Annotated in this window: 14 protein-coding genes and 1 tRNA gene; 6 read left to right on the top strand and 9 right to left on the bottom strand. The window is 54.9% G+C overall.

Going from position 1 to position 19,057, the window contains the following annotated elements:
• Positions 1-23 precede the first annotated feature (23 nt).
• The 3 genes from Q4606_RS13670 to Q4606_RS13660 all read right to left on the bottom strand — a co-directional run bounded on the left by Q4606_RS13670 (position 24) and on the right by Q4606_RS13660 (position 4,284).
• Entirely contained in the window at positions 24-395 is a 372-nt protein-coding gene (locus Q4606_RS13670) for a VOC family protein (protein ID WP_303607859.1), read from the bottom strand.
• A gap of 43 nt (positions 396-438) precedes the next feature.
• The gene (locus Q4606_RS13665) at positions 439-2,799 is read right to left on the bottom strand and encodes a GGDEF and EAL domain-containing protein (RefSeq protein ID WP_303607858.1); all 2,361 of its coding nucleotides are present in this window, start codon (positions 2,797-2,799) and stop codon (positions 439-441) included.
• A 222-nt stretch (positions 2,800-3,021) separates the two neighbouring features.
• Positions 3,022-4,284 (bottom strand): FAD/NAD(P)-binding oxidoreductase, encoded by a 1,263-nt coding sequence (locus Q4606_RS13660; protein WP_303607857.1) that lies wholly within the window; start codon positions 4,282-4,284, stop codon positions 3,022-3,024.
• 249 nt (positions 4,285-4,533) lie between these two features.
• On the opposite strand from Q4606_RS13660, the gene Q4606_RS13655 reads away from it, so the two are divergent.
• Positions 4,534-4,974: a hypothetical protein gene (locus Q4606_RS13655; protein ID WP_303607856.1), complete on the top strand. Its 441-nt coding sequence runs from the start codon at positions 4,534-4,536 to the stop codon at positions 4,972-4,974.
• Between the two features lie 84 nt (positions 4,975-5,058).
• On the opposite strand, the gene Q4606_RS13650 is transcribed toward Q4606_RS13655, so the two are convergent.
• From Q4606_RS13650 to Q4606_RS13640, 3 genes are all read right to left on the bottom strand, one after another.
• Positions 5,059-5,670: a cytochrome b/b6 domain-containing protein gene (locus Q4606_RS13650; RefSeq protein WP_303595228.1), complete on the bottom strand. Its 612-nt coding sequence runs from the start codon at positions 5,668-5,670 to the stop codon at positions 5,059-5,061.
• Positions 5,667-7,277 (bottom strand): tetrathionate reductase family octaheme c-type cytochrome, encoded by a 1,611-nt coding sequence (locus Q4606_RS13645; protein ID WP_303607855.1) that lies wholly within the window; start codon positions 7,275-7,277, stop codon positions 5,667-5,669. Before Q4606_RS13645 ends, Q4606_RS13650 begins: the two co-directional genes overlap by 4 nt.
• 61 nt (positions 7,278-7,338) lie before the next feature.
• A complete protein-coding gene (locus Q4606_RS13640; protein WP_303595232.1) occupies positions 7,339-7,884 on the bottom strand; it encodes a rhodanese-like domain-containing protein in 546 nt (181 codons plus the stop codon).
• A gap of 248 nt (positions 7,885-8,132) precedes the next feature.
• Here Q4606_RS13640 and Q4606_RS13635 point away from each other — a divergent pair, with 248 nt between their 5' ends.
• From Q4606_RS13635 to Q4606_RS13620, 4 genes are all read left to right on the top strand, one after another.
• A complete protein-coding gene (locus tag Q4606_RS13635) occupies positions 8,133-9,620 on the top strand; it encodes a phospholipase D family protein (RefSeq protein WP_303607854.1) in 1,488 nt (495 codons plus the stop codon).
• 109 nt (positions 9,621-9,729) lie between these two features.
• The gene (locus Q4606_RS13630) at positions 9,730-10,728 is read left to right on the top strand and encodes an HlyD family secretion protein (protein ID WP_303607853.1); all 999 of its coding nucleotides are present in this window, start codon (positions 9,730-9,732) and stop codon (positions 10,726-10,728) included.
• A 16-nt stretch (positions 10,729-10,744) separates the two neighbouring features.
• On the top strand, positions 10,745-13,486 hold the full coding sequence (gene rbbA, locus Q4606_RS13625) for a ribosome-associated ATPase/putative transporter RbbA (protein WP_303607925.1): 2,742 nt from the start codon (positions 10,745-10,747) through the stop codon (positions 13,484-13,486).
• A 2-nt stretch (positions 13,487-13,488) separates the two neighbouring features.
• Positions 13,489-14,607 carry an ABC transporter permease gene (locus Q4606_RS13620; protein WP_303607924.1) on the top strand — a complete coding sequence of 373 codons (1,119 nt, stop codon included), beginning with the start codon at positions 13,489-13,491 and terminating at the stop codon, positions 14,605-14,607.
• Here the strand turns inward: Q4606_RS13620 and Q4606_RS13615 are convergent.
• Both Q4606_RS13615 and Q4606_RS13610 read right to left on the bottom strand, forming a co-directional pair.
• Positions 14,604-14,951, bottom strand: a complete 348-nt coding sequence (locus tag Q4606_RS13615; RefSeq protein WP_303595239.1) for a RidA family protein — start codon at positions 14,949-14,951, stop codon at positions 14,604-14,606. The genes Q4606_RS13620 and Q4606_RS13615 overlap by 4 nt on opposite strands.
• 114 nt (positions 14,952-15,065) lie before the next feature.
• Positions 15,066-17,447: a 7TM diverse intracellular signaling domain-containing protein gene (locus tag Q4606_RS13610; RefSeq protein ID WP_303607852.1), complete on the bottom strand. Its 2,382-nt coding sequence runs from the start codon at positions 17,445-17,447 to the stop codon at positions 15,066-15,068.
• Positions 17,448-17,574: 127 nt separating this feature from the next.
• Between Q4606_RS13610 and Q4606_RS13605 the strand changes: the two genes are divergently transcribed.
• A complete protein-coding gene (locus tag Q4606_RS13605; protein WP_303607851.1) occupies positions 17,575-18,939 on the top strand; it encodes an OmpP1/FadL family transporter in 1,365 nt (454 codons plus the stop codon).
• A 38-nt stretch (positions 18,940-18,977) separates the two neighbouring features.
• Here the strand turns inward: Q4606_RS13605 and Q4606_RS13600 are convergent.
• Positions 18,978-19,054: transfer RNA gene (locus tag Q4606_RS13600), tRNA-Pro, on the bottom strand.
• Positions 19,055-19,057 lie beyond the last annotated feature (3 nt).

Genomic DNA, 19,057 nt, shown 5'->3' with positions numbered 1-19,057 from the left:
CCCCGGTTGCAGGCGGGCTTCAATCAGCCGAAGTGATAAAACGCCACTTTGTTGTCATCCTTGTCTTTTACGTAGGCACCGTAAAACTTGTCAGGGATGCGCTGCCCTGGCTCGCCATCGCAGGACGCACCCAACTCTATGGCTTTCTGGTAGTAGGTATCAACCGCTTCTTTCGAGCCTGGCCAGAACGCCAGCATATTGCCGTTACCGGGATGGTTAGGCTCGCCGTCGAAGGGTGTGCAAACAGCCAGCATCGGGCCCTTCATGCTTTCGCCAATAAATGCAATGCGGCCCATGTCCAGCAGAAGCTTTGCGCCCATACCGCCCAGAAGCTCTGTGTAGAACTTCTTGGCTCTTTCCATATCGCTGACACCAATGGTGACGTATCCGATCATGCTCAATTCTCCTGTTTCGCGCTTTGTGTCTGCGCGGTGCATCTTAAGGCGTTACTCTATTATCCCACCGAAAATTCGCGGCCCAGTGCAGGGCTTCCGGGAGTGGCACTGGCTTGCTGTAGAAAAAACCCTGGCCGATATCGCAGCCGAGCTCTATCAGTTTTCGTTCAACGTCTGCACTTTCTATGCCTTCGGCAACCAGCCGTCGTTCGAAACTCTTTGAGAGACTGACGATGGCACTGACAATCATGCTGTCGTCTGCATCGTTCAGCATATCCATTACGAACGAGCGGTCAATTTTGATTTCCTGGGCGGGCAATCGGCGAAAGTAGTCCAGAGACGAATACCCGGTCCCGAAGTCGTCCAGTGAAACATCCACCCCCAGCTCGCGACAGGCCGTGAGATTTTTCAGAACGGTTTCAGTATCGTCCATCGCAGTGGTTTCGAGAATTTCCAGGATGAGGCGTGCGCGCAATTCCTTCGGGCAGCCTTCCAGCGCCGCGGCTAAATCGTCTCCAAACTCTTGGCTCAGGAAGTGTGAAGGGCTCAGGTTGACACTCAACGTATACGGCAGGCCCTGTTGCGCAAATCCCGCCAGCTGCTTTACGGCTTCCCGGATCACATAGTTCCCAAGGGTGCGTGCATACTCAGTGTATTCAATATGCTCGAGGAAATGGGCGGGCCCGAGAAGGCCCTCTTCAGGGTGGTGCCACCGTATCAGGGCCTCGAATCCGTTCACTGAGCCGTTACGAAAGCAGATTTTGGGTTGATAGAATAATTCGAGCTCCTCGTGGCGAAGAGCGTTGTCGATCTGATCCAGTACTCTTATCCGCTCTTTGCGGGAGGAATGTGACGCCAGGTCAAATACCTTGAAGCAGTTCTTGCCGGTTTCCTTGGCGGCATACATGGCTTGATCTGCATGGCGAAGCAGCAAGTCCGTATCCGAGTCATCGTCCGGGTATACAGTGATGCCCATGCTGCCAGAAACCTGAAGCACGTGATGCCGAAAATTAATGGGTTGTTGGATAGCGTCCAGCAATCGCGCATAAACCCGTTCATCGTCTGCGTCCCTAAGTATGGCTACGAACTCGTCACCGCCCAGACGGGCTACGATGTCGTGGGTGCGCACGGTTGCCAGGAGTTTTGCGGCTACGGACCTGAGAACGGCATCACCTACCGAGTGCCCATGCTTGTCGTTGATTGTCTTGAAACCATCCAGATCAATGAAACAGACAGAAACCAGGCCTTTTCTCTGGTCGGCTTCATAAAGCTCCTGTTCGAACAGTTCCGTCAGCCGGCGGCGATTGGGCAGGCCCGTCAGCGTATCGAAATTGGTGGCCAGCTCAAGGTCCTGTTTATGGGATCTTTGCTCTTCATACAACCGTTTGCGCTCGATCAGGTTGGCGAGAGTTTGTGATAGTGGTGCCAGTTCGTCAGCTAGCTTGCGGGTGTAGCCTTCAGCCCGGTTTGCCAGGCCAATTAACCCCAGATGTTTGCGGCCGGTGAATACAGGAATACCTATGTAGGTATGAATCGGCGGGTGCCCCGGGGGCAAGCCACCGCGCCGGGGATCTTCGGGTAAATTATTGGAGATGATGATTTCGCCGGTCACCATGGGTTGCCCGAGGATATTGTCCAGTCGGTCGAAAATCATGCCCTGGCGTTCAACATCCTGGTACAGCGCCTGGGTTTCCGGGTTCCATGCGATATTGGTAATGGCGCCGACCTTCAGATAAGGAGTGCCGTTGCTTTCATGCAACACTTCTCCGATGAACCCGAACTGACTTCCGGTTAGGGCGAGCAGGTCGCTGAGCATTTGGCTAAATGCGGAACGTTCGTTGTCGCTAGTGAGAAACACGTTCTGGGCATGGTGGATAGCTCGGTTTAGGTGAGAAACCGGTACATACTCACTCTTGTCAGACTCAATGTACGAACGTTCGAGTTCGTCTTCCACTATGGTGGCCAGGGTGCGGAGTACTTCCAGATCTTTTTCGGTGAACCGTCGGGGCTTGTCATCAATGATGCACAATGTGCCAATTTTGAAGCCGCCAGGTTCACGTATGGGCATGCCTGCGTAGAAACGAATATCCGGGCTATCCAGCACCAGGGGATTATTGCGGAAGCGGGGGTCATGAGAAGCATCTTCCACCACAAAAATCTGATCTTGCCGTATGGCATGCGCACAGAATGCAACAGAGCGGGGAGTTTCTGTGACATCAAGGCCTTGCCGGGATTTGAACCATTGGCGGTCATGATCCAGTACCGAGAACAAAGCTATTTTGACGTTATAGTGCTGGCGGGCTATGCGTGTAAGCCGTTCAAAACGTTCTTCAGGAGGTGTGTCTAGCAGCCCAAGCCGGGTCAACGCCGCGAGCCGTTTTTTTTCGGTTTCAGCAGTATTCATTCGGGATCCTTAATAGAACCAGCAACCGAAATGTTTGCACACCGAAATTTTTCAGATTGTGACATTGGGCGAACCGAAAACGTATATAACGATAAGGCGACTAGAACCATCGAATGCGTGAAACTTGTTATAAGATAATAGCAGCAGGTGGCCATAGCGCCAAAGCGCTATGGCTGTTAATCGTAGAAAAGTTGTTTATCGAGGTGAATTGGGGTCAGATTGTCAGGCGGAGCGGCGTGCCGGTTTCGCCAGCCACTCGTGGCCTTTGAGCATAACATGCCAGTACAGGGCGGGAAGCTGTTTGGCCTTCAGAAACCAGGCGGCTCTCGTCGCTTTGGTGCCATCGTTTACCCAAGTTGGAAAGCTGGGCTGCAACACGCCACCGTAACCAAATTCTGCCAATACTATACGACCGTTTTCCACGGTCAGCGGGCAGGAGCCGTAGCCAAGATAAGCCGCTTTCATCGGCTGGCTGCGCAGGCATGCGATCAGGTTTTCGGCAACAACCGGTGCCTGCTTACGCACGGCGGCAGCGGTTTTTGCATTGCCTGTGCCACTCACATCTCCCAAACCGAAAATGTTGGTGTGGCGCTTGTGGCAGAGGGTGTCGTCTTCAAGATCCAGCCAGCCACCTTCATTGGCTAGCCGGGATTCCCGGATGAACTCAGGGGCGCGCTGGGGTGGAACGGCATGCAGCATATCAAAACCGATCTCCCGGTCTTCCGTGTTGCCGTCGGCATCTGTTCGACGAAATACGGCTTTACGGCAGGGGCCGTTCACTGAGACCAGATTGCTCTGGAAGTTAAGATCGATACCGTACTTCTCAATATAGCTTTCCAGCGCCGGAACGTAATCGGGGACGCCAAAAAGCACGGCGCCGGCGTTATGGAACGCGATGTCCAGGTTGTTCAGAACCTTGTTCCTGAGCCAGTAATCCGAAGACAGATACATAGCCTTTTGAGGTGCACCGGCGCATTTGATGGGCATGGGTGGCTGGCTGAACAGCGCCCGTCCGCTCTTAAGGTTCTGTACTGTTTCCCAGGTGTATCTGGCCATACCTTCCTGGTAGTTGGACGTAACGCCGTTTGAGCCCAATGCTTCTTTCAAGCCATCAATACCGCCCCAGTTCAGTTCCAGACCGGGTGCCAGCACCAACGCCTGGTAACCAATGCGGGAGCCGTCGGCCAGAGTGATACGGTTATTCTCCTCATCAACAGACGACGCAGATTGTTTGTACCAGGAGACGAAGCCGGGCATAACCGAAGACATGGGCTTTGAGGTTACTTCGGGATTGAAAATGCCACCGCCGACCATTGTCCAGCCAGGCTGGTAATGGTGTTTTTGTGCTGGTTCGATAATTGCGATGTCCAGCGAGCTGTCTCTTTTATGGAGGCTGGAGGCAACGGAAATGCCTGCGGCCCCGCCCCCGACAATAACCACTGTGTGGTGTTTGTTTTTATCCTGCTCTGTTGGGTTGCTGCTCATACCTGGAACCTCTTGTCATTATTTGAAAGCGTGGTCTTCTCTTGAGATACATCAAATCGTATCAAACAATGGGTTCTATCGTTATATAAAATAGTAATATAAAAGATGGCTATTCACTCTATGGTGAATCTGAAGACGGTTTCACCCTTTCGGGGCCTGACTGAAGGTGACTTTGTCACTGAACCATGCGGATGCCTGGTCTAGTCTGGGAATAGACCAACGTTAAACCGACACAAGGAGCACATCACAATGATCAAATCACTCAAGGCACTTGTTGCAGCGGCCGTGGTTGCTGTTGCCCCCATCAGCGCTCAGGCAGGAGATCAGAAAATGGTTGAGGAAGTACTGGTAATTCTTTCAAGCGACTCCCTGCAAACCCAGGGTATGGCGATGGTTCTTTCCAATACCATGGCCCAGAAGGGTGCCAAGGTAAATGTACTGCTGTGTGACAAAGCTGGCGATCTGGCTCTGAAGAGCTACGAAGCCCCGGCATTGAAGCCAAAGGACGTAACTCCTGGACAGATGCTGCGTGGGTTGATGAAGCAGGGTGGCGTTGCCAACGTCTGCGCTCTTTACCTTCCTAACGGCGACCACAGCAAGGATGACCTGATTGATGGTGTGGGCGTTGCTACTCCTCCGGAGATGGCGGATCAGATGCTGAATCCGGCAATGCGTACCTTCACTTTCTGAGATTTTCTGACAGAGTCCCGGGATGTGAAAAAGCCGGCCCCTTTAACGGGGCCGGCTTTTTTGTAGGTCGCAGCACACAGGTTATCAGGGTTTGCCGGCAGGCTCGTCCAGGTCTTCGTAGCCGGTCACCATCGGTTTGATGAGGCTGGTCAGGGTGTGGCCCATCGTAGCCATATATACATGAGCGATAATAAAAACCAGCATGGCGAAGGCAGCTGCAGTATGAACAAATGCCACTGCTTCAAGGCTGAGAACTCCCGCCAATGTGGCCGGCCAGTCGTTGTAGAACAGGTACAACAGCCCACTCACCCAGATCGCAGGTGAGATCCCCAGTTTGAAAAACAGGTACGCCAGGCGCTGCAACGGATTATGCTTGGCTTTGGTGGTTTTGCGGTAGGGGTGTTCGGCACCGGTAAAGGTGCCAATCAGATAGTAATGCATCACCGCAAACAGACCGTCACGGGTGGGCACATACTGGCGCCATTCGCCGGTGGTGATGTGCCAGAAAATCGCAAACAGCCAGAGTACGATCAGTGACCAGGCCGCGATGGTATGCAGCCGTGTAGCGTCACCAAAACCCAGCAATGAATAACTGCCGTGTATTTCAAAACCGGTGATCAGCAGGCTGAAAATCAACAAGGCCTGAAACCAGTGCCAGAAGCGCTCAAAGCGTTTGTAGACCATTACCCGGCTCATGATTGCTTCCTCTTTCTGAAGACCACACGCAGAAGGCCGTGGATGATGACGCCTGCCAGGGTGAGCGCCACAACCAACCAGCCAATACGATCCAGCCATGGGTTGGCGCTATGCCCCGGCATATAAATGCCACCAATACCCGCCAGGCGACTTTCTCCGGAATGGCAGGAGCCGCAACGCAGGGCCTGATCGGCAGGTGGCACCATGTGCGTAATCGGCCAGTACATTTTGGTTTCTATGAAGTCGAAGTTGCCACTGAATGGCATGCCTGACATCTCACTGGCGGATTTCAGGGCTTTGGGCCAGTCGTAGTTGCTCCAGAGCGACGAATCATCGGCGCCAAATACGTGAGTGGCCAGCAGTGTTTTGCGTTCGGTATCGAAGGGTTGCTTGCCGCGCATCAACTTGAATGGCCAGATGCGTGAGGCAGGGTCGTCCGGACCGCCATCCAGTCGATTGATTTCCAGGGGCGGGTTGTCGATGTCAAACTGCTCATCGACCATCGTGTACTCAACCGTACCATCAAACCAGGCGTAATAAGGCACCACATTTTCACCGTGGCGAAAATCACCCTTCTCGCTCAGATAGCTTACATGGCCGGCTTCGTCGTATGTGGTGATCGGCTTGCCGTTTTCATCCAGCTTGCCGGCGGTAGACCAGTCCCACCACATCTTGGTTGGTACGCCACCCCGAGCAAACGCGGGTACGTGGCATGTCTGGCACGCCAGTTTGTCGACATGATCGTTCAGCTTTTCTTTTTCATGGGGCTCGCCGCCATGGCAGGACTCACAGCTCGCGCGACTGAGATCGGTGTGGCCAGGGATATCAATGCCCAGAGTGTCTTTCGCATTCACCTGATAGCGGCTGCCGGAAACACTGTGGCCCCAGGTTGAATGGCAGTCGGAGCAACTGAAGTTGCCGCCATCGGGCGACATATGTACGTCGAGGGAACGGTCGGGTGATACCAGTGAAGAATCGATATCGCCGTGTTTAATACCGTCGCCACCGCCGCCGTAGAAGTGGCAACTACCGCAATTGGCGCGGCCACTGGCGCCCACATTTTGCGCAATTTTGGGCAGATCCGGCGGCTGGACCATGTTCCCGCTGCCTTTCGGCCATTCCCGGGGCACATAGGTCGGGTCGCCTGCGAGGGTCGGGAATTTCCAGTAATCGCCGGTTGTGTCGTGGCACACCAGACAATCGACGGCAGAGTCGGCTTCTGGCGGCGGCTGATTCATGTCCTCCCAGCCATAACCTACGTGGCAGGAAGTACACCGGGGTTCATTGGTAACAGCCATCCCGCAAAAGCTGTTGATAACCTTGCTTTTCCCCAGCGTCTGCCCGGTTTCCTGATGCTCATAGAGCCAGGTCCAGTGTGTAGTAGCCTTGATTTGCCCGGCGGCCTCGGTGTGGCACTTGAGACAGGCCTCGGTCACCTCGCTGGCGGATTCAAACGGGCCTTTTAATGCTTTGAATTTGCTGTGGTCGGCGGTGGCGGGAGCACGCTCAACCGCCGCCATGGCAGGGATACCAGTCAACACTAGCAGGGCTGTCACCATGCTCGCCACCAGGTGTCTGGCAGAGAGAGCCTTTATCAGGTTGGCCATGACGTTCTCCGTACTATTGTCAGATTAAGGAATCCCCCGTGCTCCACCAGTAAAGCAGTTATCAGGGCTGGAATATTTTTTCCGGATTAAGCTTCATGGACCAGGGCAGGCCTTCGTTCTGCCAGCCGTTTACAATTCTCATTCCGGCTTTTTTCCCTTCTTTGGCGCCACTGCCCTGAAAGCCGTGATCAATGTATTTCACGTTAGTGAAACCATGCTCCAGCAAATAGTCGGCGCTAGGCTTACCACGGCTGGAACCGGAGCGGCACATGGTAATAATCAGTGCATCTTTGCCGAGCCCTTTGTCTTTCAGAGCCTGCTCAACGCTGGCCGCAAAGTTCGGATTGGTTTCCATGGCAAACCGGCCTTTGTCCGCGAGAAAAGTGCTGCGATCGGCGAGCATGAAAGGAATGTTTATATCCACGACATCGGTGTAACCGATAAACATGATTTCTACCGGATCCCGTACGTCAACGAACAGAACCTGATCGCCCTGTTTCTGAACCAGATCGTAGGTCTCTTGTGGAGTCAGAGACAACGCGTCTTTTGCAGAAGCTTGAAAACTCAGCCCGAAGGTAATGAGAAGTGCAGCCAGTAACAGCCTCATCGCTTTTTCTCCCGAAGTCGGAATAGAATGGAGTTCAGCTTTTACCATACTCCCAATGGGTTGGAAGTCTCAACCTAAGTTATAAGCTTATAATCGTTTGATTGACCAAGATCAAATAGTCCATGGAGCTGCTAAACTTATCTCTCTGGTCAGAAGGAGTGCTGCAATTGTTGAACCGGCCTGGATGGCATCTTCCTGGCATTTTTTTACCCTTTCTTGCCTTGGTACTGACCATAAGCGGATGCGCCTTGCCGTCCCTGAATGATCGCGTTGAAAGCCGGTCTGTGCCCGCAGAACAAACTGCAAATACCCGGCTGGGAGCTGCGATTGAACCTCTGACGCTTGCACACCCGAGTGAAAGCGGAGTTGTTCTGCTGGAAAATGCCCATGATGCGTTTGCTGCCCGTGCGCTTCTGGCCGAAGGTGCTGATGCGACGCTGGATGTTCAGTATTACATCTGGCAATCCGACATCACCGGCACCCTGCTGCTTGATGTGCTTTACCGGGCAGCCGAGAGAGGCGTCCGCGTTCGGCTCCTGCTGGATGACAATGGTATTTCCGGGCTCGATAAGCCCCTGGCAGCGCTGGATACTCACCCGAATATACAGGTTCGCCTGTTTAATCCCTTTGTTGTGCGTAGCCCGAAGTGGATTGGATATGTAACCAGCTTTCAGCGGTTGAACCACCGTATGCACAACAAATCCTTCACCGCCGATAACCAGGCGACCATTATTGGTGGGCGCAACGTTGCTGATCAATACTTTGGAGCAGGACAGGGTGCGATGTTTGCCGACCTTGATGTACTGGCCATCGGGCCGGTTGTGAGCGAGCTTTCTGATGACTTTGATCGTTACTGGTCAAGTGCTTCGTCCTATCCTGCTGCGATCATTCTGCCTGAGCCTGCAGAAGTAGATCTGGAGCGGGGTGTTGAGACAACCAGAGAATGCAGCGCCAGCACCGAGGCGAGCAGGTATGTCTGTGCGGTGGCCGAATCCGGATTCCTGAAAAACCTGCTGGCCGGTGATCTGGAATATACCTGGGCTCCTGTTTCGATGGTTAGTGACGACCCCGCCAAGGTATGGGGGGAAAAATCCAAGAATGGTCCAGTGAGCCGGCAACTGGCAGAAGCCATTGGTAGGCCTGAACGCTCAGTAACACTGGTATCGCCTTACTTCATCCCCACCGAAACCGGTGTAGAAATGTTCAGGGAGATGGAGAGTAATGGTGTTCAGGTACGTGTGCTGACCAACTCTCTGGAAGCCAATGACGTAGCCATGGTGCATTCTGGCTACGCCAAATATCGCAAGCCGCTGCTGGAGGCGGGAGTTGAGTTATTTGAGCTGCGCAAACTGCCTGGAGGGGAACCACAGGAGGACCGGTTACAAAAATCCCTGACGGGCAGTTCGTCTTCGAGCCTTCACGCTAAAACCTTCGCTGTGGATGGCAAACGCCTCTTTGTCGGGTCATTCAATTTCGATCCTCGATCTGTTCATATCAATACCGAGCTGGGTTTTGTTATTGAGAGCCCGGAGCTGACCCGGATGATGGAGGCGCGGTTTGAGGAGCAGGTACGTGTGACCGCCTACGAATTGGTTCTGGACGAAGCTGGCGATTTGCAATGGCTGGAGCGTAATGGTGAGCAAGTGATCACGCATAGCCAGGACCCGGGAACCGGGTTGATCAAGCGTATGATGGTTTCCTTTTTCTCGTTTTTGCCTATTGAATCCTTGCTCTGAATATCTTGTACGCCTTTGATACGTGTCAGTCACCAGAAAGTGCCCGGTGATATACTGATGTCCACTTCAATATAGGTACGCAAGCCCACAACCGTATCGGGGAATATGCATGTCCAGTTCAAACCCAAGATCCTATCTGAAACTCCTGATCGCGCTGGCCATGATTGCACTGCTTGCGATCCTGGCCTGGCAGTTCCTCCCCGATAGCGACGAGCTGCCGGAGCACATTGCCTCTGGCAATGGCCGCATTGAGGCGACTCAGGTAGACATTGCCACCCGAATTGCAGGACGGCTGGACAGTCTTTTTGTCGCCGAAGGGGATCTGATTGAGGCGGGCACGCCGGTTGCCGCGATGGACACGGATGAACTGGATGCGAGTCTGGCGGCTGCCGAGGCCAACCTGAGCCAGGCAATCGAAGGCAAGCGCCTGGCAGAAGCCGTTGTGAAACAACGGGAGAGTGAAAAACGCCTGGCCCGCGCCGAACTGGGCCGGTTCGAAGCCCTGGTAGAAAAAGGCCATGTGTCCCGGGAGCAGCTTGATCAAGCAAGCACGGCCGCAGACACAGCCGACGCTGCGTTACAGGCTGCGCGGGTGCAGATTGCTTCGGCACAAGCCGGTATTGAAGCCGCGCAGGCCAGCATTCGCAAGATAGAAAGCACCATTGATGACAGCCATCTCGATAGCCCGATTGGCGGGCGAGTGCTTTACAGGCTTGCAGAACCCGGTGAAGTACTGGCTGCCGGTGGTAAAGTTGCCACCATACTGGATGTTACCGACGTCTATATGACCGTGTTCTTGCCCACGGTTCAGGCAGGTAAAGTCAGGGTTGGATCTGAAGCACGCATTATTCTGGATGCTCTGCCCGATTTCGTAGTGCCGGCGGAAGTGAGCTTTGTTGCTGCCGAAGCCCAGTTCACGCCCAAGGCTGTGGAAACCCGAAGCGAGCGGGAAAAGCTCATGTTCAGAGTGCGCATTCGCATAGATGCGGAACTGTTGAAAGCCTATCGCGACAGGGTAAAAACCGGTGTTCCGGGTGACGCCTATGTGCGCCTTGATGAAAGCAAGCCCTGGCCAGAAAATCTGCAGGTGACTTTGCCCAATGGCTGAGATGCAGAATACGGGTATGGAGGCTGAGGCGGGCGTAGCTCGGCTTGAGGCCCTCAGCCACTTTTATGGCACTCGCGTGGCGTTACAAGACATCAACCTGAAGGTTCCAGCGGGTTGCATGGTCGGATTGATTGGCCCGGATGGCGTGGGTAAGTCCACACTGTTGGGGCTGGTGGCTGGCGCCCGCAAACTGCAGCAGGGTAAGTTACAGGTGCTGGGTGGCGATATGGCCAGTTCCCGGTTTCGAAAAGAGGTTTCACCGCGCATTGCCTATATGCCCCAAGGCCTCGGCGGCAATCTGTACCATACGCTCACCGTCGACGAGAACATTGGTTTTTTTGCCGATCTGTTTGGTCTGACCGGTAAGGCCCGAACCGAGCAGGTTGACCGCTTGCTGGATGCCACAGGGCTGCTGGATTTCCGCGACCGGCCTGCGGGTAAGCTTTCCGGAGGCATGAAGCAGAAGCTGGGCTTGTGTTGTGCGCTTATCCACAACCCGGAGCTGTTGATTCTTGATGAGCCCACCACCGGGGTGGACCCGCTTTCACGCCAGCGCTTCTGGGACCTGATTGATACGATTCGCCGGCAGCAGCCATCGATGAGCGTGCTGGTGGCTACGGCCTATATGGAAGAAGCCGAGCGCTACGACTGGCTGGTTGCGATGGATGCAGGCTCCATTCTGGCGACGGGTTCCCCTGCGGAGTTGAAACAGAAAACGGGTACAGAAACCCTGGATGATGCATTTATTGCCCTGTTGCCAGAGGATCGCCAGGAATTTGTATCTGGAGGCGGAGAGGTCACCTCTTCGATAAAAGGTGATGCCTCTTGGGACGATGCACCGGCCATAGAGGCTCACAATCTTACCCTGCGTTTTGGTGACTTTACGGCGGTGAAGAACGTCAGCTTTACCATCCCGAAAGGTGAGATATTCGGTTTTCTGGGCTCCAATGGTTGTGGCAAGACCACAACCATGAAAATGCTCACCGGCTTGCTCACGCCCTCTGAGGGCGAGGTTTCCCTGTTCGGTTCACCACTGGACGCCAGAGATCTGGCTACCCGCCAGCGCGTTGGTTATATGTCCCAGTCGTTCTCGCTCTATAGCGAGTTGACCGTACGCCAGAACCTGAAGTTACACGCCCGTCTGTTTCACCTGCCGGCAGAAGCGATTGAAGCCAGGGTGTCCGAGCTCACTGAGCAGTTTGGTCTTGCCGAGGTGATGGAGCAGTTCGCCGGCGACTTACCGCTTGGGGTACGCCAGCGTCTATCCCTGGCCGTGGCGGTGGTGCATTCACCGGAGGTGCTGATTCTTGATGAGCCCACCTCTGGCGTGGACCCAGGCGCTCGCAACCGCTTCTGGACGCTGCTGTTGAAATTGTCCAGAGAAGATGGCGTGACCATTTTTATCTCCACACACTTCATGAACGAAGGTGAGCGTTGCGACCGGATTTCCCTGATGCATGCTGGTGAAGTCCTGGCCTGCGATACGCCAGCGGCACTGGTCCGTGATGCAGAGGCCGACAGCCTTGAAGCGGCATTCATGAAAACCCTTGAGGCTGTCGATAAGGAGCCGCAGAGCCGTGGTGATGGCAAGGTTATCAGTGGGGATGGTGCTTCGCCGCAACCTGACAGGGCCTTCAGCGCCAGGCGACTCCTGGCCTATGCTCGGCGTGAATCCCGGGAGCTGCTGCGCGATCCTATCCGCATGGCGTTTGCCTTTATTGGCTCAGCATTGCTGATGATGATTCTTGGCTATGGCATTACCCTGGATGTGGAAGACCTCTCTTTTGCCGTGCTGGATCAGGATCAGAGTCCTGAGAGCCAGGATTACATCACGGCGGTTTCGGGTTCCCGGTATTTTGTTGAGCAACCGCCGATTTCGACCATGGTTGAGCTGGAACAGCGCATGGTATCTGGTGAACTCAGCCTCGCGCTCTCATTCCCTCCGGGGTTTGGCAAGGATCTTAAAAGTGGCCGGCCTACAGAGATCGCTGTCTGGATAGATGGAGCCATGCCTTTTCGTGGAGAGACTATTCTTGGGTACATCCAGGGATTGCACCTGAGCTACTTTGAAGACCTGATACTGCGCACTTATGGCACTGCGCCAACGTTAAGCCTGGTCTCCATAAAAACCCGCTACCGGTATAACCAGGAGTTCCGAAGTCTGGATGCCATGGTGCCCGCGGTTATCCCCATTCTTCTGATCTTTATTCCGGCGATCCTGATGGCTCTGGGCATTGTGCGGGAGAAAGAGCTGGGCTCCATCACCAACCTGTATGTAACCCCGGTAACCCGGCTGGAATTTCTGCTGGGCAAGCAACTGCCCTATATCGGGTTCAGTATGGTGAGCTATGGGAGCCTCGTTTTGCTGGCCATATTCCTGTTTGATGTGCCCATCAAGGGCGGTGTGCTGACCTTGACCCTCGGTGCCCTGCTCTTTGTTACGGCGACGACTGGCCTGGGCCAGGTAATCTCGGCTTTCGCGTCAACACAGATTGCTGCGCTGGCGGCGACTGCCATTATTACCATCCTGCCGACGGTACAGTTCTCGGGTGTCACCGAACCCGTCTCAGCTCTGGAAGGCGTTGCGGCGCTTATTGGCCAGTTCTGGCCTGCCACCTGGTTTTTGGAGATCTCCCGGGGTGTGTTTACCAAGGGGCTGACCTTTGGTGATCTGCAACATGCCTTCCTGATACTGGCGGCGTTTATTCCTGTACTCACGTTTTTGTCCGTGGCCTTACTCCGGAAACAGGGGCGCTGATGATGGAATCTCTCGGAACTATATGGAACCTCGGTGTTAAAGAGCTGCGCAGCGTATGGCATGACAAGGTTCTGCTGATCTTTGTGTTATTGGCTTTCACTTTACTTATCTATACCGCCGGCTCAGCCGGCTCGATGGAACTGCACAATGCGCCTGTGGCGGTCGTGGATGAAGATCAGACAGCGCTTTCCGGCCAGGTTATCAACTCACTGCAACAGCCGTGGTTCCTGAAACCGGACCTGATTCGCTTTGATCAGATTGACGAACTGCTGGACCAGGGCACCCATACCTTCGCCCTGATCATTCCGGAGGGTTTTGAGCGGGACGTACGCAGTGGCAAAGTCTCCAGCCTGCAACTGGATATTGATGCTACACGGATGACCCAGGCGTTCATCGGCTCCAGCTACATTGAGCAGATCATTACCACGGAGGTGGCGGAATACCTGGAGACCGGAAGCTCCGCAAGCTCGCTTCCGGTAGAACTGGTTACCCGGGTCAGCTTTAATCCAAACCTGGATGGCACCTGGTTTGGCGGCGTGATGGAGCTGATCACCCAGATAACCCTGATCAGTATTATCCTGACCGGCGCTGCGCTGATCCGTGAGCGCGAACATGGCACGGTTGAGCACCTTATGGTGATGCCCGTGAGACCCTTCGAGATTATGGCTGCCAAAGTCTGGGCGAATGGCCTAGTGGTTATGCTGGCGGCTACTCTGGCCATCACTGTTGTGATCCAGGACGTGCTTGCAGTGCCCGTGCAGGGTTCGGTTCTATTGTTCCTGCTCGGCGCCTTGATTCATCTGTTTTCCACCACCGCGATTGGCATCCTGATTGGCACGGTGGCCCGTACCATGCCGCAGTTTGGTTTACTGCTGATTCTGACCATCCTGCCCTTGCAACTGCTCTCCGGTGGCATTACACCAAGGGAAAGCATGCCGGAACTGGTGCAGAACATTATGCTGGTCGCCCCCACGACCCACTTCGTAAGCATGGCACAGGCTATTCTGTATCGGGGGGCTGGGCTGGACGTGGTGTGGCCGCAAATGCTGGCGCTGGCTGCCATAGGGACAGTGGTGTTCAGCGCCTCACTGGCCTTGTTCCGGCGGCACCTGGCCGTTTAACAGGCCGCAATTACCGAGATTTCGACCAGCAACTCCGGGGACGCCATCTGGGCCTGCACACAGGCTCGTGCTGGAGCAGTGCCTTCGGGTACCCAGTTATCCCACACCTCATTCAGAGCTTTGAAGTCGGCCATATCTGCCAGATAAATCGTCGCGGACAGAATCTCGCTTCGGCTGGAACCAATACTCTCCAGAAGCTCATCCACTTTTTCCAGCATTCCGGTTACCTGAGTGTGAATGTCGCCGTTCCTGTCCTTGGCAACCTGCCCGCACAGATAAGCCGTGCCATTATGCTTTACGATTTTGCTCATGCGGTTGTTGGTTGAAATGCGTTCTATAGCCATGGGTGTTGCCTCGAAGAAAGTGGAATGAATTTGTCGTTAGTAGCAGCTCACCGAGCTCAAGAATACCGGGTTTGTGTACTAAACGTACCCCTCCTCCGCGGCCCCCGGTTATTATTAAGCTTGCCCAGGTTCATACTGTCTTTTCGTGCGATGCTCGGTGTAGGAGTGCACAAGCATTTCCAGCTTCTCCATACTGAGTGGCTTTGTGCAGTATTCGTTCATGCCCGCATCCAGGCATTGCTTGCGGTAGCTGGCGCTGGCATTGGCGGTGAGTGCGATAATGGGCGTGCCCAGGTTCCTGATCGCCTCCTGGCGGATTCTCCGGGTAGCTTCTATGCCATCCATGACTGGCATCTGGCAGTCCATAATGATCAGAGCCCATGGCTCTTTCATGGCAGAGTTCAGAGCTTCAAGACCGTTCTGAACCCCTTCGGACGTTACTCCCATCGCTTTCAGCTGCTTTCGGAGAATCATCCGGTTGCTGCCGTCATCCTCTACGACCAGAACCCGGGGCGAATGGGTATCGCGATCATTGGGAAAGGGTTCATTCGTATCGGGCGGTGATAGATGGATTTCACCAAAGGGTACGCGGAGTTCCATGGTCGTGCCATTTTCTGTTGAACTGATTACCCGTATCGCCCCCCCAAGTGCAAGCGCCAGAGAATTGGCCAATGGCAAGCCCAGCCCCATGCCAGCATAGCGGCGGGTCAGGCCGGTTTCGCCCTGTTCAAACGCCTGAAATACTTTGTCGCGCTTTTCCGCGGGAATGCCGGGCCCGGTGTCGGTAATCGATATGGTAAGAGCGGGTTGGCCTTGTTCTTTCTCGCACCAGACGACTACCTGGCCTTTCGCGGGAGTGAACTTGACCGCATTGTCGATGAGCTGAAACAGGGTTTTTTCCAGCATCAGTCCGTCCATAAAGACTTTTTGCGGCACATTCGCTGCCACGCCAACCGACAACGACAGGGGTTTTGCACGGGCGGCTTCGGCAAGTTCATAACTGAGCAGGTCTGCCAGCGACCGGGGTTCAAACACCTGGGGCGAACCCACGAGGTTATCGCTCTGGGCATCGACGAAATCCAGAATGCCACCCACCTGTCGGGTCATCCTCAGATTGGCGGACTCAAGGGTGCGGAAAGCCTGGTCCTGTTCGCTGTTAAGCGGTGCCTCCCGCATGAGGTCCAGTTGGCCCTGGATGGTATGCAAGGGTGTGCGCAGCTCGTGGCTGACGGCGTTGAGGAACTCGTCCTTTATCTGGTTGCTGCGTTCAAGGGCTTTCCGGGCTTTTTCGCTGACTTCGATTTGCCGGGCCTGAAGGGCGTTGCGATCGTCCCGAAGGATTTTTATGCGGGAGGCCAGTGCGAGTGAAAACAGGGCCATTTCCCAGGACAAACCGACGGGCAGGTAGTAGGAGACCCAGGACGTTGGCTCGGTAAGACCCATATATTCAAAGGTGGTCATGAACAGGCTGGCCACAAACGGGACCCAGCCCAAAAGGAAGTATCTTGCCGGATGATACCCATTGAGAGCCCGGGCACTCGCGACACCCAGAACCAGGATATAGGTCGGGTGCCCCAGAACAAGCATGCCCCCCACCAGTTGGTCCTGGGAAATCCAGGGTGAAGCGATCAGAAGAACGGCCCCGATAGCCAGAACTGCGTTGACCGCCAGGTGAACTTTGGGAAAGGCGGTCTTGGTTTCCAGAAGCCGCTGGAACAGTAAAAATTGCAGAAGGAGTGCGCTTGAGCCGGCCAGGAAACCGTATTTAGGCGGCATCCCCCAGTCAGCGATGACATAGGCAGAGATATTGGTGAGCATCGCGGAATAAGCCAGCGAGGCGCAGGAGGCGGCCACGTACCAGAGATATACCGTATCACGGGTGCTGAAGTACAGAAACAGGTTATAGATGGCCATAATGACGATAACGGCCATCAGGCTGAACCCGAGAGCAGTATGCAGCGTCAGCTCCTTGACCAGCCCCTGGTCGTCAGCAAGACGAAAAAAAGTGTTTACCGGGAAAAAGGGTTCCAACCGGAGATGGAGGCGATGGTTTTGTGACTCGCCTTCAGAAAAAGTTGGAATTGGAGAAACGAGAAAGTGATGGGGAACCGGGCGCTCGTCCATCGGGGCGAAGAAATGGAGCGGCTCCGGAGTCGTCGGTTTGCCGTCGACATAGACGTTCACACGCTGTGCATAGGGGTGGAGAATCAGCCAGTGCTGCCTGGAGAGATCGAGGTCTTCAAGATTGGCCCGCAGCCAGATGGGCTTGTCGATGTCGGAGGTTGAAAAGGCGGGGTTGGCAACCGATACCCAGCCAGTCTCGTCGTCCGGTGGCGGCTCCGGTTTGTTCCAACTGCCCTGATAAAGCTCCATCTTTGAGCCGAGGTCTCTGATGGCAGCCTCCGGGCTGGCGGCCGCGGCAAGGCCCGAAACAAGAAGCACCAAACAGGCGATTACGACCTGAAACAGCCCCGTTTTCCGATCGACTCCACGCATTGGTTCTTCCCTGCCTGCGAAACCTGGAACTGTTCAAAACTGTAAAGTTTTGCAAACCCTGGTGCCCGCTATTTGAGTGACATGTAGTGAGACTTTATACTTTGGAGCCTAATAAAAAGGATGCTCTATGTATAGCCCAACCTACGGATTCCGAAAGGAAATTTACTCTCTTTTACTCGCCCTGTTTGCAGCCCCTTCGCTGTCATGGGCAGGTGGGCTTACGCTTGCAGACCAGAGCGCCGGCGCTTCCGGCACCAGTAATGCCGGGGCAGCGGCAAACCCTCAAGATGCGACGACGGTTTACTTCAATCCGGCCGGCATGAGCCGATTATCTGGAACCAACGTTTCAGCGGGCCTGCTCCTGATGGACATTGATGCGCTTGGCCGCGACGATGCTACACGCGCAACCCGGGCTGACGGCCGTCCGGTGCCGGGCGACGGTGGCGGAGACCATGTTGGTACGATTGTGGTTCCGAATGCCTATGTGACTCATGAGGTTAACGATTGGGTAGATATCGGCATGGGACTATTCGTGCCCTACGGCTTGGGCCTGGACTATGAGGACGGCTTTGCCGGCCGCTATCTGGTAGATCGCATTGATCTGGTTTCCGTTGGCCTCAGCCCGTCGATTGCCTTTAACGATGGCAATGGCTTTTCCATCGGCTTTGGTGTCAACGTACTTTATGCCAGCGCCGAGCAGGAAAACTCAGTGGATTACAGCGGTCTGGAGGCCCGGTTTGGTCTTCCTGCCGGAACGCTTGAAGACGGCAAGGTTTCTCTTGAGGGCGATGATGTTGCCTTGGAGTTTACGTTCGGCATGATGTTTGACCTTACCCCCGACACCACGCTGGGCTTTTCAGGGCGAACGGGTACGGAGTTCGAACTGCAGGGAAAAGGCACTCTGAGCAATGCGCCTCAGCTCTCCGCCAGCGGGCTGGTTCAGACCGATGTAACCGAACGCGTACAGGTCCCGATTCAGGTACCGGAAAGCCTGAGTATCGATATTGCCCACCAGTTAAACCCTGACTGGCAGTTGCTGGCCGGTGCGACCTGGGCAAAGTGGAGCCGTGCCGCCGCGCTCTCGGTGGTTTCCCGGGAGAGTACCCCGGTGGCTTTTCCAGCCGCAGATGATGTGACTGAGGAGCCCCAGAGCTGGAAAGATACCTGGCAGTGGCGTCTGGGTGCGATATGGCAAGCGACACCTCGGTGGGCCCTGAAAGCGGGGTATCTGTTTGATGAATCGCCCGTTACGCTTGCAACCCGATCACCAGCGACACCTTTTGAGGACTATCACCAGGTATCTGTCGGCGCTCAGTTTCAGAACCCCGGGAATGGCTGGACGGTGGATATGTTTGTCGCGCGGGTGTTTTATGAGGGCGATATATCTATTGACTACAAAGCGACAGACCCTGCCCAGGGACAAACCGGGTTTCAGAGCGAATACGACATTATCCCCTGGAATCTGGGGCTTCAGTTGAGTCAGAGTTTCTAAGAATCGAAGAGGTAATACAGGAAGATAAAAGCGGGAAATGGTCGGCGTGGCAGGATTCGAACCTGCGACCCCTTCGTCCCGAACGAAGTGCGCTACCAAGCTGCGCCACACGCCGATT

Source organism: Marinobacter sp. 1_MG-2023 (assembly GCF_030549045.1).
GTDB lineage: Bacteria > Pseudomonadota > Gammaproteobacteria > Pseudomonadales > Oleiphilaceae > Marinobacter.
This window is presented reverse-complemented; position numbering and strand designations above follow the sequence as displayed.

Excerpts from the sequence above, each read along its gene's own strand:
- Q4606_RS13620 (WP_303607924.1), top strand. The coding sequence starts at position 13,489 with ATGGAATCTCTCGGAACTATATGGAACCTCGGTGTTAAAGAGCTGCGC.
- Q4606_RS13605 (WP_303607851.1), top strand. The coding sequence starts at position 17,575 with ATGTATAGCCCAACCTACGGATTCCGAAAGGAAATTTACTCTCTTTTA.
- Q4606_RS13630 (WP_303607853.1), top strand. The coding sequence starts at position 9,730 with ATGTCCAGTTCAAACCCAAGATCCTATCTGAAACTCCTGATCGCGCTG.
- Q4606_RS13670 (WP_303607859.1), bottom strand. The coding sequence starts at position 395 with ATGATCGGATACGTCACCATTGGTGTCAGCGATATGGAAAGAGCCAAG.
- rbbA (WP_303607925.1), top strand. The coding sequence starts at position 10,745 with ATGGAGGCTGAGGCGGGCGTAGCTCGGCTTGAGGCCCTCAGCCACTTT.
- Q4606_RS13665 (WP_303607858.1), bottom strand. The coding sequence starts at position 2,799 with ATGAATACTGCTGAAACCGAAAAAAAACGGCTCGCGGCGTTGACCCGG.
- Q4606_RS13660 (WP_303607857.1), bottom strand. The coding sequence starts at position 4,284 with ATGAGCAGCAACCCAACAGAGCAGGATAAAAACAAACACCACACAGTG.
- Q4606_RS13650 (WP_303595228.1), bottom strand. The coding sequence starts at position 5,670 with ATGAGCCGGGTAATGGTCTACAAACGCTTTGAGCGCTTCTGGCACTGG.
- Q4606_RS13645 (WP_303607855.1), bottom strand. The coding sequence starts at position 7,277 with ATGGCCAACCTGATAAAGGCTCTCTCTGCCAGACACCTGGTGGCGAGC.
- Q4606_RS13615 (WP_303595239.1), bottom strand. The coding sequence starts at position 14,951 with ATGGCTATAGAACGCATTTCAACCAACAACCGCATGAGCAAAATCGTA.
- Q4606_RS13655 (WP_303607856.1), top strand. The coding sequence starts at position 4,534 with ATGATCAAATCACTCAAGGCACTTGTTGCAGCGGCCGTGGTTGCTGTT.
- Q4606_RS13640 (WP_303595232.1), bottom strand. The coding sequence starts at position 7,884 with ATGAGGCTGTTACTGGCTGCACTTCTCATTACCTTCGGGCTGAGTTTT.
- Q4606_RS13610 (WP_303607852.1), bottom strand. The coding sequence starts at position 17,447 with ATGCGTGGAGTCGATCGGAAAACGGGGCTGTTTCAGGTCGTAATCGCC.